Annotated in this window: 8 protein-coding genes, 2 tRNA genes and 3 rRNA genes; 2 read left to right on the plus strand and 11 right to left on the minus strand. The window is 46.3% G+C overall.

The genetic code is table 11. The features are described from left to right. Positions 1-47: 47 nt before the first annotated feature. Together AC0L6V_RS16200 and hrpB are read left to right on the plus strand one after the other, a co-directional pair. Positions 48-842, plus strand: a complete 795-nt coding sequence (locus AC0L6V_RS16200; RefSeq protein ID WP_418138434.1) for a DEAD/DEAH box helicase — start codon at positions 48-50, stop codon at positions 840-842. Next, the gene (gene hrpB, locus AC0L6V_RS16205) at positions 802-2,577 is read left to right on the plus strand and encodes an ATP-dependent helicase HrpB (protein ID WP_418138435.1); all 1,776 of its coding nucleotides are present in this window, start codon (positions 802-804) and stop codon (positions 2,575-2,577) included. Before AC0L6V_RS16200 ends, hrpB begins: the two co-directional genes overlap by 41 nt. Here the strand turns inward: hrpB and AC0L6V_RS16210 are convergent. From AC0L6V_RS16210 to ileS, 11 genes are all read right to left on the minus strand, one after another. Then, positions 2,563-3,564 carry a phosphotransferase gene (locus AC0L6V_RS16210; RefSeq protein ID WP_265218180.1) on the minus strand — a complete coding sequence of 334 codons (1,002 nt, stop codon included), beginning with the start codon at positions 3,562-3,564 and terminating at the stop codon, positions 2,563-2,565. The genes hrpB and AC0L6V_RS16210 overlap by 15 nt on opposite strands. A 494-nt stretch (positions 3,565-4,058) precedes the next feature. Next, a complete protein-coding gene (locus AC0L6V_RS16215) occupies positions 4,059-4,982 on the minus strand; it encodes an IS110 family RNA-guided transposase (protein ID WP_265218181.1) in 924 nt (307 codons plus the stop codon). 495 nt (positions 4,983-5,477) lie between these two features. Continuing rightward, a 5S ribosomal RNA gene (gene rrf, locus AC0L6V_RS16220) occupies positions 5,478-5,592 on the minus strand. A 197-nt stretch (positions 5,593-5,789) separates the two neighbouring features. Beyond that, a 23S ribosomal RNA gene (locus AC0L6V_RS16225) occupies positions 5,790-8,678 on the minus strand. Between the two features lie 267 nt (positions 8,679-8,945). Further along, positions 8,946-9,021: transfer RNA gene (locus AC0L6V_RS16230), tRNA-Ala, on the minus strand. Between the two features lie 133 nt (positions 9,022-9,154). After that, positions 9,155-9,231: transfer RNA gene (locus AC0L6V_RS16235), tRNA-Ile, on the minus strand. A gap of 74 nt (positions 9,232-9,305) precedes the next feature. After that, a 16S ribosomal RNA gene (locus AC0L6V_RS16240) occupies positions 9,306-10,846 on the minus strand. The 16S, 23S and 5S rRNA genes sit together here with 2 tRNA genes alongside, the layout of an rRNA operon. Before the next feature lie 374 nt (positions 10,847-11,220). Further along, positions 11,221-12,171 (minus strand): 4-hydroxy-3-methylbut-2-enyl diphosphate reductase, encoded by a 951-nt coding sequence (gene ispH / locus AC0L6V_RS16245; RefSeq protein ID WP_265219434.1) that lies wholly within the window; start codon positions 12,169-12,171, stop codon positions 11,221-11,223. Then, a complete protein-coding gene (locus AC0L6V_RS16250) occupies positions 12,168-12,599 on the minus strand; it encodes an FKBP-type peptidyl-prolyl cis-trans isomerase (protein ID WP_265219435.1) in 432 nt (143 codons plus the stop codon). The genes ispH and AC0L6V_RS16250 overlap by 4 nt, the downstream gene beginning before the upstream one ends. Further along, complete coding sequence (gene lspA / locus AC0L6V_RS16255; RefSeq protein WP_265219437.1) at positions 12,596-13,102, minus strand: signal peptidase II; 507 nt, start codon at positions 13,100-13,102, stop codon at positions 12,596-12,598. Before lspA ends, AC0L6V_RS16250 begins: the two co-directional genes overlap by 4 nt. Next, a complete protein-coding gene (gene ileS, locus AC0L6V_RS16260) occupies positions 13,102-15,924 on the minus strand; it encodes an isoleucine--tRNA ligase (protein WP_265219438.1) in 2,823 nt (940 codons plus the stop codon). Before ileS ends, lspA begins: the two co-directional genes overlap by 1 nt. Positions 15,925-15,940: the final 16 nt, after the last annotated feature.

The raw sequence follows: 15,940 nt of genomic DNA on the forward strand, positions 1-15,940 counted from the left end.
TAGGCCAAAAGCGTTATCATATTGATAGCAAATTAACGAGCCATCTTATGTCTAATGAACTGCCTATTTACCACCTTATTCCCCAGCTAAAACACCAACTCGAATATCACCACGAAGCGATATTAGAAGCCGCTCCCGGTGCCGGTAAAACCACAGTGGTTCCATTGGCTTTAATGAATGAGGCTTGGCTCAAAGGGCGCAAAATTATCATGTTAGAACCAAGACGTTTAGCAGCGAAAACCGCAGCAAAACGCCTTGCGGACAGTTTGCAAGAAGCACTCGGACAGCGTATTGGTTATCGAATTCGCCATGAAGGCAAAGAAAGTCCACTCACGCAAGTTTTGGTGGTCACCGAAGGTGTATTAACGCGCATGTTGCACGATGACCCAAGCCTAGATGACATTGCTTTGGTGATTTTCGACGAGTTCCACGAGCGCAATTTACATTCGGATTTAGCCTTTGCTTTGTGCCTACAAGCACGCGAATTATATCGTGACCAAGATCCGCTTAAGCTCTTGGTTATGTCTGCGACGCTCGATACCGACGCGCTCGAAACGCGACTTGGTTGCCCAACCCTGACTAGTCAAGGCCGAAGTTTTCCAATCACGACACATTATGGCAATAAATCCCTTAAAACCTTTCAGGTCACCGACGAAGTCGTGCGCCTTACTTGCCAAGCCTTTTATGAAGAAACCGGTAGCATTTTGGTCTTTCTTCCGGGTCAAAAAGAAATCCGACAAGCTGCCAGCCAATTACAACAGCACTTAGGCCATGAAGCCTATTTAAGAATCTTGCCCTTGTATGGCGAGGCTCAGCTTAAAAGAACAAGAAACTGTCATTGAACCCACGACAGCTCCCCATCGCAAAATTGTACTGGCGACAGCCATTGCACAAACCAGCTTAACCATTGATGGCATTCGCGTAGTCATTGACAGTGGTCTTAGTCGTGAAGCACGCTTTGATGCCAATACAGCGATCACACGATTACATACACGTCGCGCAACACAAGCGGAAACCACTCAACGCATGGGTCGAGCTGGGCGTACCGAAGCCGGCGTTTGCTATCGTTGGTGGAGCGAAGCACAACAACATCAGCTAGCTTCTCAGGCTCAACCACAAATAGAAATCAGCGACTTGAGTAGCCTGGTAATGGATTTAGCCAAATGGGGCGTGCAAGAACGTTTGGAATTGGATTGGATGACACCGCCACCGAACAGCCATTGGCAACAGGCGATTGACTTGCTAACCAACCTGCAAGCTCTTGAGCAACCTCAAACATCACAACCGTCTTTAGAATTAAGCCAACTCGGCGAGCAAATGAGTCGCCTTGGAATCGAACCTAGACTGGCTCGATTGCTGTTGGATGGTAAGCAAAACAATCGAAGCGATTCGGCCAGTGCCATCTGCACTATTTTGTCAGAGGGCGATCCTCTGTCCAACCACCATAGCGATTTATCGGATCGACTCGATTGGATATCTGGGTCACGTCAGGTCCACAGCAAACGCCCAAGACAACACTATTTAAACGCTCAGCAACAGTGGCAAAAGCGCAGTCAACAAATCAGCACACAACCAGCCTCAGACAATGAGCAAAAAGATATCGCTTTTTTATTGATTCGAGCGTTTACGGACCGTATTGCGCAACGTATAGATCAAGGCCATGACAAAGCTCGCTACAAACTGACTAATGGTCGCATGGCCAGTCTATCGTCTCTCGATCCTTGCGCCCAAAGTGAATGGCTCATCGCATTAGATATCGGAGGGCATAATGGGCAAGAAGAAGATCGTATTTTTCTCGCTTACCCCATTCAGCTTTCCATGCTGACACAAGATTTTGACGACTTATTCACCGTTAAACATCATCTTGCTTGGTCAAAAAAAGAGGAACGTCTACTCAGTGAGTCACAACATTGGATTGGCAAATTGTGTGTGCATAAACAAAAGCTCAATAAATCTTCTGAAGCCGATATTGGCCAAGCTATTTGCCACTACATTCGCCAAGAAGGCCTTTGCGTCCTGCCTTGGAACGACACCAGCGAGCAACTGCGAGCACGTTTACAATTCGCCTTCATGCATGACAAACAAAACCTCTGGCCAGATTGCTCAGATGATGCGTTATTGAAAGATGTAGAGGAATGGCTCGGTCCGTATCTTGGCAAAGTGACGAATCAACAAGCTATGAATAAGTTGGTATTAAACGATATTTTGTTAAGTCGATTAGATTGGAACCAACAGCAATTGCTTAATCAAAAAGTCCCCACGCATATCACTGTGCCATCGGGATCCAGTCATGCCATTGATTATGGTGAGCTACAGCCAACACTAAGAGTCAAACTACAAGAAATGTTCGGCTACACCAGCAGTCCCACTGTACTGAATCAGATAATACGTATCGAACTGCTTTCACCTGGACAACGCCCTCTTGCAGTAACACAAGATTTGGCGTTTTTCTGGCGCGAAGTGTACCCAGAAGTACGCAAGGAAATGCGCGGCAGATACCCTAAACACCCTTGGCCAGAAGATCCTATGACCGCTCAAGCTACGGCAAAAACCAACCGTGCATTAAGATCGTCTTAATTGACTTAACGCCTGCTCAGTCAATTGCTGACTGAAGGGCGTATTTTTCGGATGAGTGGGCGACCAGCCCATAATAAAGCGATGAAAGTCTGCCCACGCAATAGAAAATAAGTTTTGCCATTCTTCAATTACCGCTTGGGCAAAGGCCTGCGACTCACCTTGCGCCATCAACTCTCGTCCCAACTCTGAAAAATAATACTCCAATAGGTAATCTATATTTTCGATCAGCTCAAACTCAGATAAAGCACTGCCTAAAAGATACGCTAAATCCTGCACTCCCACACCACCGCCAACGTATTGGAAATCCACTGCAGCTACTTGATTATCAAGTGGAGAAAAACAAAAATTAGCCACCTTGGCATCCCCATGAACTAGGGTTTTAAAACTCGCCTGATCAAGACAATTTGCCAAAGCGGCAGCAGACGATTTTAAATCACCATCGTCCATGGCGGACCACTCTTCATGACGAGTCTCAATATGCCAATAGGTCCCTCTGCTCCAAAGATCAGGCGGCCAGTCTAAAGGGGGTGTTTGATAAACAAAGCCTGCATGAAACGCTGCAAGCCAATTAATACAAGAAAGTAAATGATCTCTATTGTTGGCATCATATCGATCTGAATAACCAGCAGCGTCTAAGTCTTCCAATAAGGTCAATCGTTGACCTGTATGTTCATTATAAAAATCGCCATAACAAAACGCGATACGAGCGGATCTATGGCAACGAGAGGCCCAGTTTCGATACCAATTTTGTTCCACTTCATAGGAGCGAACCTTACGTTGATGACTGTGATCCGAATGCCAACCTCTAGGATGATTCACCGCTACAGGCAATAAACAGTGCTTCGCAACAACAAAAGAAATGCATTCGTTCCCTGTTAATGAATAACGAGCCAACTCACCATAACCACTCCACAAAGACTGAATCCGCTCTTCACGTTGCACTATATGGGCTTTGCATTGGCGTTTAATAAATACTTCTGGAGTCATAAATTTTTTCGTATGAGTTATTGAGACAAAATTAAACCTATTTGAACGAATAACACAGAATTTAAAAAGAGGTATTACAGAATGAGGAAATGACTTTAGAAAAGGAATTTTCCGCTGCATCCTTGCAGCAATAGCCTACCTTGAAAGGAGACAGAGCCTTCATCCTGAAGGCTTTAGGCAAGTCCATCGCCCTCTGTCTGTTAATAACCTTAACGTCGTAAGGCGTCGCATGCAAGTATAAATCGAAAAAAATTGATTTTTATTAAAAAGCACACCAACAAAAAGCTCCACACGATACATCCTACCTTGTCTGGCGAACACCAACCATTCATTCGCGTTGACGCGTTGAGCGTGCGAAACAGGCGCAAGCGAAGCGAATACCAGGGTGATATATAGTTAAAACCCTGTAGATACTCTGTTTAAGCACAAGCTTTTTTATGTTCTTCACTGAATAATTTTGATGAATCAAAAGGCGTGTTTGATTTAAAACACGCCTAGACTCCAGTCAGCATTTTGCGCATTACGGCACACATAGCTTGGATCTTTTTCTTACCTCGCGCGATTAACGCTTGGTAAAACGCCTTTGCGTTTGGGTCATGACGAACAGCTGACATCGCTGGCATAAATAGCGCACAGCGCAGATAAGTATTACCCGCTTTACTCAGCCTACCTGGACGGTTGAGGCTGCTGCCAGATTGATTAAGTCGTACATCTAAACCGGCATAGCGACTAACCTGATTAGCCTTAAGTGTTTCGGGTAAAATAATCAGCTCTCCTAGCAGGGTAATAGCAGAGACTTCTCCAATACCCTTAGCCGTTAAAATATTATTAAATTGCTGCGCGATGTCAGCATCGCTTTTAATCATTTCTATAGCAGCCGTACGCAAACGCTGAATACGATTTTCTAAAGATGCAATACCCTCTTGCTCATCAAGAATAACTACGTAAGACGTTCCTTCATAAGATGTCATGGCATGTAAGCGGTTTTTTGCTTTAGTACAGTCACCTGTTAAACGATTGATTTGTCTTGATATATCTCGTAATTTTAGTTTGTCTTTATGAGGAGGTGTCCACTTTTCAGGTGTCATGCGTTGTGCATATTCCGCTAGCAAGGCAGCGTCAATACCATCTGTTTTACTGTGCGCTAACTTCATCTGAGCAAAGTGATTAAAGCTCTTGGGATTAATCACACTAATAGATATTTTGGCGTCATGAAGAGCAACGGCTAAGTCTAAATAATAGATCCCTGTGGCCTCCATTACGATCAATTTCGGATGATGCTTTTGTAAAAATTCGATCAGTGTTGCTCTACCGCCAGGTGTTTGTTGAAACGTTTTTACGGAACTATTTTTATCATTCTGACGTACGACGAGATCAACGGTTTTTGCCGCGATATCAATACCTACAAATGTACTCATGATTTGCGTACTCGTTAATTTAGTTAGATAATAATTATCGGTCCCTGACCTCGTACTTTTTACCACTCAACCTTGTAATACGAAGTCACCTTTGGGTGCTTCTTGATACTCTTCGAGATGAGTAAATGAGGCGGGGGCCACTCTACAAACGAGGTCAGTAAACTGCCTCAAGGTCGGCACGGCCTCCCGATAATAACTAAAGAATACACCTCAATAGCCATTAAGATCATCATACAAGGTCGGTCTTCAGGCCGTCAAAAGCGAAGCGAATACCAAGGTGATGGTGATGCACCTCGGCCCATTTCCTTGAGACGAAAAAAAGCCCTGACAGCGTTAGCTATCAGGGCCTTCTTAATATAAAGCTTGACGACGACCTACTCTCACATGCGTGTCTTTGATAAAGAGCCCCACACGTACGTGGGAAGGATCATGCTACGTCCCTGAAACGAAAAAACCCCACCCTACTGAGTAGGGCGGGGTTTCTCTTAATATAAAGCTTGACGACGACCTACTCTCACATGGGATCTCCCACACTACCATCGGCGATGGCGCTTTTCACTTCTGAGTTCGGGATGGGATCAGGTGGTTCAACGCCTCTATGATCGTCAAGCAATTCGTTTTGCGTTTTGTTCTGGCTGGACTCTTTTCGTCTCACCACAACACGCGAATACGTGCTTGGATCTTTAACAATTCATTTTGAAATAGTGATAACCAAGTATCAAACCGATGCTCATCATTGCTGATGCTTTATCGTAATCTGTGTCTGTGATTGTAGCGTTTCCGCTTTAAAAACCACTTTGGTGTTATATGGTCAAGCCTCACGAGCAATTAGTATTGGTTAGCTCAATGCCTCACAGCACTTACACACCCAACCTATCAACGTCCTAGTCTCGAACGGCTCTTTAGGGAACTTATGTTCCAGTGAGATCTTATCTTAAGGGAGGCTTCCCGCTTAGATGCTTTCAGCGGTTATCCCGTCCGAACATAGCTACCCGGCAATGCCACTGGCGTGACAACCGGAACACCAGAGGTTCGTCCACTCCGGTCCTCTCGTACTAGGAGCAGCTCCTCTCAAATCTCAAACGTCCACGGCAGATAGGGACCGAACTGTCTCACGACGTTCTAAACCCAGCTCGCGTACCACTTTAAATGGCGAACAGCCATACCCTTGGGACCGGCTTCAGCCCCAGGATGTGATGAGCCGACATCGAGGTGCCAAACACCGCCGTCGATGTGAACTCTTGGGCGGTATCAGCCTGTTATCCCCGGAGTACCTTTTATCCGTTGAGCGATGGCCCTTCCATACAGAACCACCGGATCACTAAGACCTACTTTCGTACCTGCTCGACGTGTCTGTCTCGCAGTTAAGCGTGCTTTTGCCTTTACACTCTATGCATGATTTCCGACCATGCTGAGCACACCTTCGTGCTCCTCCGTTACTCTTTGGGAGGAGACCGCCCCAGTCAAACTACCCACCACACAGTGTCCTCGATCCGGATTACGGACCTGAGTTAGAACCTCAAACATACCAGGGTGGTATTTCAAGAGTGGCTCCACGGTAACTGGCGTCACCGCTTCAAAGCCTCCCACCTATCCTACACAAGTAGGTTCAAAGTTCACTGTGAAGCTATAGTAAAGGTTCACGGGGTCTTTCCGTCTAGCCGCGGATACACAGCATCTTCACTGCGATTTCAATTTCACTGAGTCTCGGGTGGAGACAGTGTGGCCATCGTTACGCCATTCGTGCAGGTCGGAACTTACCCGACAAGGAATTTCGCTACCTTAGGACCGTTATAGTTACGGCCGCCGTTTACTTGGGCTTCGATCAAGAGCTTCGCTTGCGCTAACCCCATCAATTAACCTTCAAGCACCGGGCAGGCGTCACACCCTATACGTCCACTTTCGTGTTTGCAGAGTGCTGTGTTTTTAATAAACAGTCGCAGCCACCTGGTATCTTCGACCGACTAGTGCTTACGGAGCAAGTCCTTCACACCGGCCGGCGTACCTTCTCCCGAAGTTACGGTACCATTTTGCCTAGTTCCTTCACCCGAGTTCTCTCAAGCGCCTTGGTATTCTCTACCTGACCACCTGTGTCGGTTTGGGGTACGGTTCCTGCATATCTGAAGCTTAGAAGTTTTTCCTGGAAGCATGGCATCAACCACTTCGCCCAAAAGAGGCTTCGTCATCAGTTCTCGGTCTTAAAAGGGCCGGATTTGCCTAAGCCCTAAACCTACCGCCTTAAACACAGACAACCATCGCTGTGCTGGCCTAGCCTTCTCCGTCTCTCCATCGCAATATGCACGAGTACAGGAATATTAACCTGTTTCCCATCGACTACGCATTTCTGCCTCGCCTTAGGGGCCGACTCACCCTGCCCTGATTAACATGGGACAGGAAACCTTGGTCTTCCGGCGGGGAAGTTTTTCACTCCCCTTATCGTTACTCATGTCAACATTCGCACTTCTGATACCTCCAGCCTGCCTTACAGCTTGACCTTCAACGGCTTACAGAACGCTCCTCTACCATGCCTAGTAAACTAAGCATCCGTAGCTTCGGTGTACAGTTTTAGCCCCGTTATATCTTCCGCGCAGGCCGACTCGACTAGTGAGCTATTACGCTTTCTTTAAAGGATGGCTGCTTCTAAGCCAACCTCCTAGCTGTCTAAGCCTTCCCACATCGTTTCCCACTTAACTGTAACTTTGGGACCTTAGCTGACGGTCTGGGTTGTTTCCCTTTCCACGACGGACGTTAGCACCCGCCGTGTGTCTCCCGTAATTGCACTCATTGGTATTCGGAGTTTGCATGGGGTTGGTAAGTCGGGATGACCCCCTAGCCCAAACAGTGCTCTACCCCCAATGGTGAGATACGAGGCGCTACCTAAATAGCTTTCGAGGAGAACCAGCTATCTCCGAGCTTGATTAGCCTTTCACTCCTATCCACAAGTCATCCCCAGCCTTTTCAACGGATGTGGGTTCGGTCCTCCAGTTGATGTTACTCAACCTTCAACCTGCTCATGGATAGATCGCCCGGTTTCGGGTCTATTCCCAGCAACTAAACGCCCTATTAAGACTCGGTTTCCCTACGGCTCCACTACATGTTTAACCTTGCTACTGAAAATAAGTCGTTGACCCATTATACAAAAGGTACGCAGTCACGGAACAAGTCCGCTCCCACTGCTTGTACGTACACGGTTTCAGGATCTATTTCACTCCCCTCACAGGGGTTCTTTTCGCCTTTCCCTCACGGTACTGGTTCACTATCGGTCAGTCAGGAGTATTTAGCCTTGGAGGATGGTCCCCCCATATTCAGACAGGATAACACGTGTCCCGTCCTACTCGTTTTCATGATTAAGGTGTTTTCGTATACGGGGCTATCACCCTCTATCGCGGCACTTTCCAGAGCCTTCTACTAACACCAAAACCACTTAAGGGCTAATCCCCTTTCGCTCGCCGCTACTTAGGGAATCTCGGTTGATTTCTTTTCCTAAGGGTACTTAGATGTTTCAGTTCCCCTCGTTCGCCTCCTCACAGCTATGTATTCACTGTGGGATACTCTACAAGTAGAGTGGGTTCCCCCATTCGGACATGTTCGGATCAAAGCCTGTTTATCGACTCCCCGAACCTTTTCGCAGATTACCACGTCCTTCATCGCCTCTGACTGCCAAGGCATCCACCGTGCACGCTTGGTCACTTGACCATATAACCCAAAATAGTTTCGGATCACATACCAAAGGGCTTTTGTACCCCTCTGGATTTACGATTTAGAAAGTCATCTAGGTTAAAGATGCTTTCCACCGGTTTGACGCTTGATTATCGTCTATTTCAAAATTCGAATTGTTAAAGAGCAAGTTTAGTGCAAAGCACTAAGTCAGAGACTAAAAATCACCCAACACACGAATGCATAAGATGTTTAGCGTCTTGCTTAGAACTCTCTTCTAATCTTTTACACAGAATGATCAGTAAATGGTGGAGCTATGCGGGATCGAACCGCAGACCTCCTGCGTGCAAAGCAGGCGCTCTCCCAGCTGAGCTATAGCCCCATTACTTACTAGATCGTATTTGGTTAATCGAAGAACATATCTTCAATTAAATACCAGAATTTCAAGAACAAGGCTTTTAAGGCCGACGTTTACTTGCTAAACGAGAACTTAAATAACACAGTTATTGGAATTCTGGTGGGTCTGGGCCGATTTGAACGGCCGACCTCACCCTTATCAGGGGTGCGCTCTAACCAACTGAGCTACAGACCCAAATACTTTCTGTGCTTCTCATAAATTAGACATCAGATAATTTGTGTGAACGCTCACCAGAGGTTTCTATCGTTTAAGGAGGTGATCCAGCCCCAGGTTCCCCTAGGGCTACCTTGTTACGACTTCACCCCAGTCATTGACCACTCCGTGGTAAGCGTCCTCCTTACGGTTAGACTACCTACTTCTGGAGCAATCAACTCCCATGGTGTGACGGGCGGTGTGTACAAGGCCGGGAACGTATTCACCGTGACATTCTGATTCACGATTACTAGCGATTCCGACTTCATGGAGTCGAGTTGCAGACTCCAATCCGGACTACGACGTACTTTCTGGGATTCGCTTACTCTCGCAAGTTCGCAGCCCTCTGTATACGCCATTGTAGCACGTGTGTAGCCCTACTCGTAAGGGCCATGATGACTTGACGTCGTCCCCACCTTCCTCCGGTTTGTCACCGGCAGTCTCCTTAAAGTTCTCGGCATTACCCGCTAGCAAGTAAGGATAAGGGTTGCGCTCGTTACGGGACTTAACCCAACATTTCACAACACGAGCTGACGACAGCCATGCAGCACCTGTCTCAGAGTTCCCGAAGGCACAAACACATCTCTGCGTTCTTCTCTGGATGTCAAGAGTAGGTAAGGTTCTTCGCGTTGCGTCGAATTAAACCACATGCTCCACCGCTTGTGCGGCCCCCGTCAATTCATTTGAGTTTTAACCTTGCGGCCGTACTCCCCAGGCGGTCTACTTATTGCGTTAGCTGCGCCACTAAGTCATTACAACCCAACGGCTAGTAGACATCGTTTACGGCGTGGACTACCAGGGTATCTAATCCTGTTTGCTCCCCACGCTTTCGCACCTCAGTGTCAGTATTAGTCCAGGGTGTCGCCTTCGCCACTGATGTTCCTTCCTATATCTACGCATTTCACCGCTACACAGGAAATTCCACACCCCTCTACCATACTCTAGCCTGCCAGTATCGGGTGCCATTCCAAGGTTGAGTCCTGGGATTTCACATCCGACTTAACAAACCACCTACGCGCGCTTTACGCCCAGTAATTCCGATTAACGCTTGCACCCTCTGTATTACCGCGGCTGCTGGCACAGAGTTAGCCGGTGCTTCTTCTGGGGCTAACGTCAAGATAATTGGGTATTAACCAATCACCCTTCCTCACCCCTGAAAGTGCTTTACAACCCTAAGGCCTTCTTCACACACGCGGCATGGCTGGATCAGGCTTGCGCCCATTGTCCAATATTCCCCACTGCTGCCTCCCGTAGGAGTCTGGGCCGTGTCTCAGTCCCAGTGTGACTGGTCATCCTCTCAGACCAGTTAGAGATCGTCGCCTTGGTAGGCCTTTACCCTACCAACTAGCTAATCTCACGCAGGCTCATCTAATAGCGGAAGGCTCCGAAAAGTCCCCTCCTTTCCCCCTCAGGGCGTATGCGGTATTAGCATGCGTTTCCACATGTTGTCCCCCTCTACTAGGTAGATTCCTACGCGTTACTCACCCGTCCGCCGCTCGTCACCCAAGAAACAAGTTTCTCCGTGCTACCGCTCGACTTGCATGTGTTAAGCCTGCCGCCAGCGTTCAATCTGAGCCATGATCAAACTCTTCAGTTAAAAAGTTTGCTTACTCAAAATCTATTACACTAACAATAACTTAATCATTTCATCATCCCGAAGAACAACGAAACAACATAAAGCGAATTGACGTGTTAGACGTTTCGCAAGACTTCAATTTTTTTGACCATCTCGAATCAGTTAAAAACCAATCCAGACAATCTTCTGAAGCCTCCAGCGAGCGCCCACACAAATTATCTGATTATCTATTTTAAAGAGCGGGCTGACTTGAATCTCTTACTAGGTTTTCTAGGAAGTTGAACTTGGTCTTCGTTGCTCTGAAGCCTTGTCCGTGTCAGCGAGGGCGTATATTAAGGATCTACAGATTTTGTGCAACCTTTTTTTTAAGATATTTTAAATTAATTTAAAATATCTTAAATCTCAATGATGCGCAGCTCTTTAGGCATAGAAAAAGAGACGTTCTCTTCTCTACCTTTTAACTCCTGAGGAGCACTACCACCCTCTTTAACAAGACGATCTATCACTTCATTCACCAATACTTCTGGAGCTGAAGCGCCTGCTGTGACACCAATACTACGGATACCTTTCAACCAATCACTTTGGATTTCACTCGCATTATCGATTAGATAAGCTTTTGCCCCCATTCGTTCCGCTAATTCACGAAGACGGTTTGAGTTAGAGCTATTAACAGAACCCACTACAAGAACCAGTTCAGATTCTTCAGCCAGTGCCTTCACGGCATCCTGACGATTTTGTGTGGCGTAACAAATGTCGTCTTTCTTAGGCCCACGAATCATCGGGAAGTGTTTTCGCAGTGCATCAATAACGACTGAAGTATCATCCATTGATAAAGTTGTTTGTGTCACAAAGGCAAGGCGATCAGGATTCTTAACCTGAAGTTTTTCAACATCTACAGGGCTTTCTACTAAATAGATAGCACCGCCCTGACGGACATCGTACTGCCCCATTGTCCCCTCCACTTCTGGATGCCCATCATGACCGATTAAAACACACTCCATACCATCACGAGAATAACGAAGCACTTCAAGATGTACTTTTGTTACCAATGGACAGGTTGCATCAAATACCTTTAAGCCTCTATTTGTTGCTTCATCTCGCACCGCTTTTGAAACACCATGAGCGCTAAAAATAACAATATTGTCGTCTGGTACTTGATCAAGCTCATCCACAAAAACCGCACCACGCGCTTTTAAAGACTCAACCACGAACTTATTGTGAACCACTTCATGACGAACATAGATGGGCGCTTCAAACAAGTCCAAGCATCGATTAACAATATCTATTGCTCTATCAACACCCGCACAAAAACCTCTAGGGTTAGCAAGCTGAATAGTAAAACTCATGCGATAGCCTCAACAGCGATGATATTTACTCTAAACGTCAATGAGCGACCAGCAAGAGGATGATTAAAATCCACCACAACCTCTTCCTCACCAATCTCTGCAATGACGCCAGGCAGTTCATTTTTACTCATATCCGCAAATGAAATAACCATTCCCTCCTCGATATCCATAGAGAATTGCGAACGAGGCATACGCTGAATATTGCTTTGATTGTGTGCACCAAAAGCTTTTTCTGGAGACATAACAAAAGAAGCCTCCTCACCCACTTTCATGCCTAATAAAACCGCCTCGAATGTTGGCAATAGATTGCCATCACCAAACACGAAGCTAGCTGGAGATTGTGAAAAGTTAGAATCGACAATTTGACCATCCTCCAATGACAGTTCAAAATGCAGAGTCACACGACTTTCAGCCGTAATTGCATTCATTTTTTCACCTCTTCCGTTTTTTTAGACACAATACTCTCAAGCAACATTAAAATAACACCAATAGTAATAGCACTGTCAGCAATGTTGAACGCAGGAAAATACCACGACTGCTGCCAATGGAATTGTAGAAAATCTACAACATGACCATAAACCAATCGATCATAAAGGTTACCAATCGCTCCACCTAGTACAAACGTCAGCGCTAGAGCTTCCAACCGATTTGTTTCTGCAATCTTAACAAGACGCCAGCTAATGCCAACAACAACTGCCAATGCGATAAAAGAGAAAAACCAGCGCTGCCAGCCACCAGCTTGCGCAAGAAAGCTAAAAGCAGCACCAGTGTTGTATCTCAATGTCAGATCAAAGAATGGAAAAACAGCAATCTCTTGTCCATAAAACAAGTTGGACTCAATTACTTGCTTAGTCACCCAATCCAAGATAAAAAGAATGAGAGCCAGCGCCCACCAGCGCTGAACTCGTTTCCACACAATCAAAGCAGTCATTAGGCGTAAAGGCGCTGTTCACCTTCCCCATCAGGCAAGTTAGAGATACAACGATCACACAACTCAGGGTGCGCGTTTCGTTTACCCACTTCTTCACGATGATGCCAACAACGCACACACTTAGTGTATTTGCTTAACTCAACGTGAACTTTTAACCCCTCAAGGTCAGTCGCCACTGCATCATCACTCGCTTGAGACAAAGATAACACCTTAACGTCAGAAGCAATTAAGACAAAGCGCAGCTCCTCATCAAGACGATTCAATGTTGTTTGCAAAGCATCATCACAATAAAGTGCGATATCAGCACTTAAGCTCGCTTTCATCTTACCTTCACTACGCGCGGCCTCTAACACTTTATTCGTCGCGACTTTCGCTTCCAGAACTTGCTTCCAGAATTCACGGCCCATTGGCTCATCGCCAGATAACTCCTCGAGACCTTCATACCATGTCTCCAAGAAAACCGACTCGCTACGCTCTCCAGGCAATGTTTTCCAGATTTCGTCAGCAGTGAAGCTCAATATAGGCGCAATCCAACGAGTAAAGGCCTCCATCACATGATAAAGCGCGGTTTGCGCTGAACGGCGAGCCAAACTGTCCTTTTGCGTCGTATATTGGCGATCTTTAATAACATCTAGGTAAAAACCACCCAAATCTACAGAACAAAAGTTCTGAATTTTCTGGTTTACTGTATGAAACTGATACTCGTTATAGGCTTTATTCAACTCTTTTTGCAGTAAAGCAGCACGATCGACAATCCAACGATCCAGCGCAATCATGTCACTTGAAGGCACCATGTCAGTGGCCGGATTAAAACCATTTAAGTTTGCCATCATGAAACGTGCCGTATTACGGATACGACGATAAGAATCTGCGACACGCTTAAGAATTTCATCAGACACAGTCATTTCAGTGGTGTAATCGGTCGCTGCAACCCATAGACGGATAATATCAGCACCCAAGGTATCCATGACTTTCTGCGGTGACAACACATTACCCAAAGACTTCGACATCTTACGACCGTCACCATCCACGGTAAAACCGTGAGTGAGCACTTGCTTGTATGGCGGCACACCACGAATCGCAATAGACGTTTTCAATGAAGACTGGAACCAACCACGATGCTGATCTGAACCCTCTAGGTACAAATCGGCCAGGAAGCTCAGCTCATCACGCTGATCGATAACAGAATAATGCGTTACACCAGAGTCAAACCATACATCCAGCGTGTCCGTTACCTTACTGTATATTTCAGCATCCGCACCCAACAACGCTTCTGCTTCCATTTCAAACCAAGCATCGATGCCTTCCACTTCGATACGCTTCGCCACTTCTTCAATCAAACGTGGCGTTTCAGGATGAAGCTCTTGAGTTTCTTTGTTGATAAACAAAGCAATTGGCACACCCCAAGTACGCTGACGAGACACACACCAATCCGGGCTGTTATTCAACATCCCTTCCATACGGTTTTGTCCCCAGCTTGGCACCCACTTCACACCTTCAACAGCATGCTTAGCTGAATCGAGCAAACCTTCTTTGGTCATACTGATAAACCACTGAGGTGTCGCACGGAAGATAAGAGGTGTTTTAGTACGCCAGCAATGTGGATAACTGTGGAAAATCTTCGACTCACACACCAAAGCGTTATTACGATTCAGCGCTTCAAGCACGGCGTCATCTACTTTATAAACATGCAACCCTGCAAATTCGCCAGCCGCATCAGAGTAAACACCATTGTCTTGAACAAGGTTAATCGTACCAATGCCATTTTCACGACCGACGTTAAAGTCATCTACGCCGTGGTCAGGTGCAGTATGTACGCAGCCCGTACCCGCTTCAGTGGTAACATGTTCACCCAAAATGACAGGAATATCGCGTTCTAGGAACGGATGATTCAACACAGTACCTGCCAATTCCGCACCAAGGGTACGACCAACAATGCGGAAATCAGCAACGCCGTAGCGAGACATCACACTTGCGACCATGTCTTCAGCAACGATTAAACGCTCTTTGCCTAGCCCCATATCCACTTCAACTAGCGCATAGTTAAATTCTGGATGAATAGAAACCGCTTGGCTTGCTGGAAGCGTCCAAGGTGTCGTCGTCCAGATAACAACAGAAACCTTGCCTTCCCCCTCAACATCAGAGAATTTAGCAAGCAAGGCCGCTTCGTCTTGTGGCGCATAACGCACATCCAAAGACAAAGACGTTTTATCTTGATATTCCACTTCGGCTTCCGCCAACGCAGAGCCACCCACCACACTCCAGTAAACGGGCTTAAAGCCTTTGACCAAATGACCGTTCTCAGCAATCTTGCCTAAAGCTCGAACAATATTTGCTTCTGTCTTGAAATTCATCGTCAGATAAGGATTTTCCCAATCCCCCATGACGCCCAAGCGAATAAAATCCTTTTTCTGCTCTTCGATTTGCGTATAGGCGTATTCGCGGCATTTTGCACGAAACTCTTTATAAGATACTTTCGCGCCTGCTTTACCGATCAGCTGCTCAACTTTGTGCTCGATTGGCAAACCATGACAATCCCAACCAGGAATATAAGGCGCATCAAAGCCGCTGACGGTTTTGGACTTAACAATAATATCTTTGAGGATTTTGTTAACCGCGTGACCAATATGAATACTGCCATTTGCGTACGGAGGACCATCATGAAGAATAAAAGATTTACGGCCTTTACTTACATCACGTACTTTTTTATACAGATCCATATCCTGCCAATGCTTCAGCATTGCAGGTTCACGTTTTGCCAAATCTCCGCGCATTGGGAAATCTGTATCTGGCAAATTCAGTGTCGGTTTATAATCACTCATGGTTTATCGATTTATC

It is taken from the genome of Marinomonas sp. G8-14 (assembly GCF_055808935.1).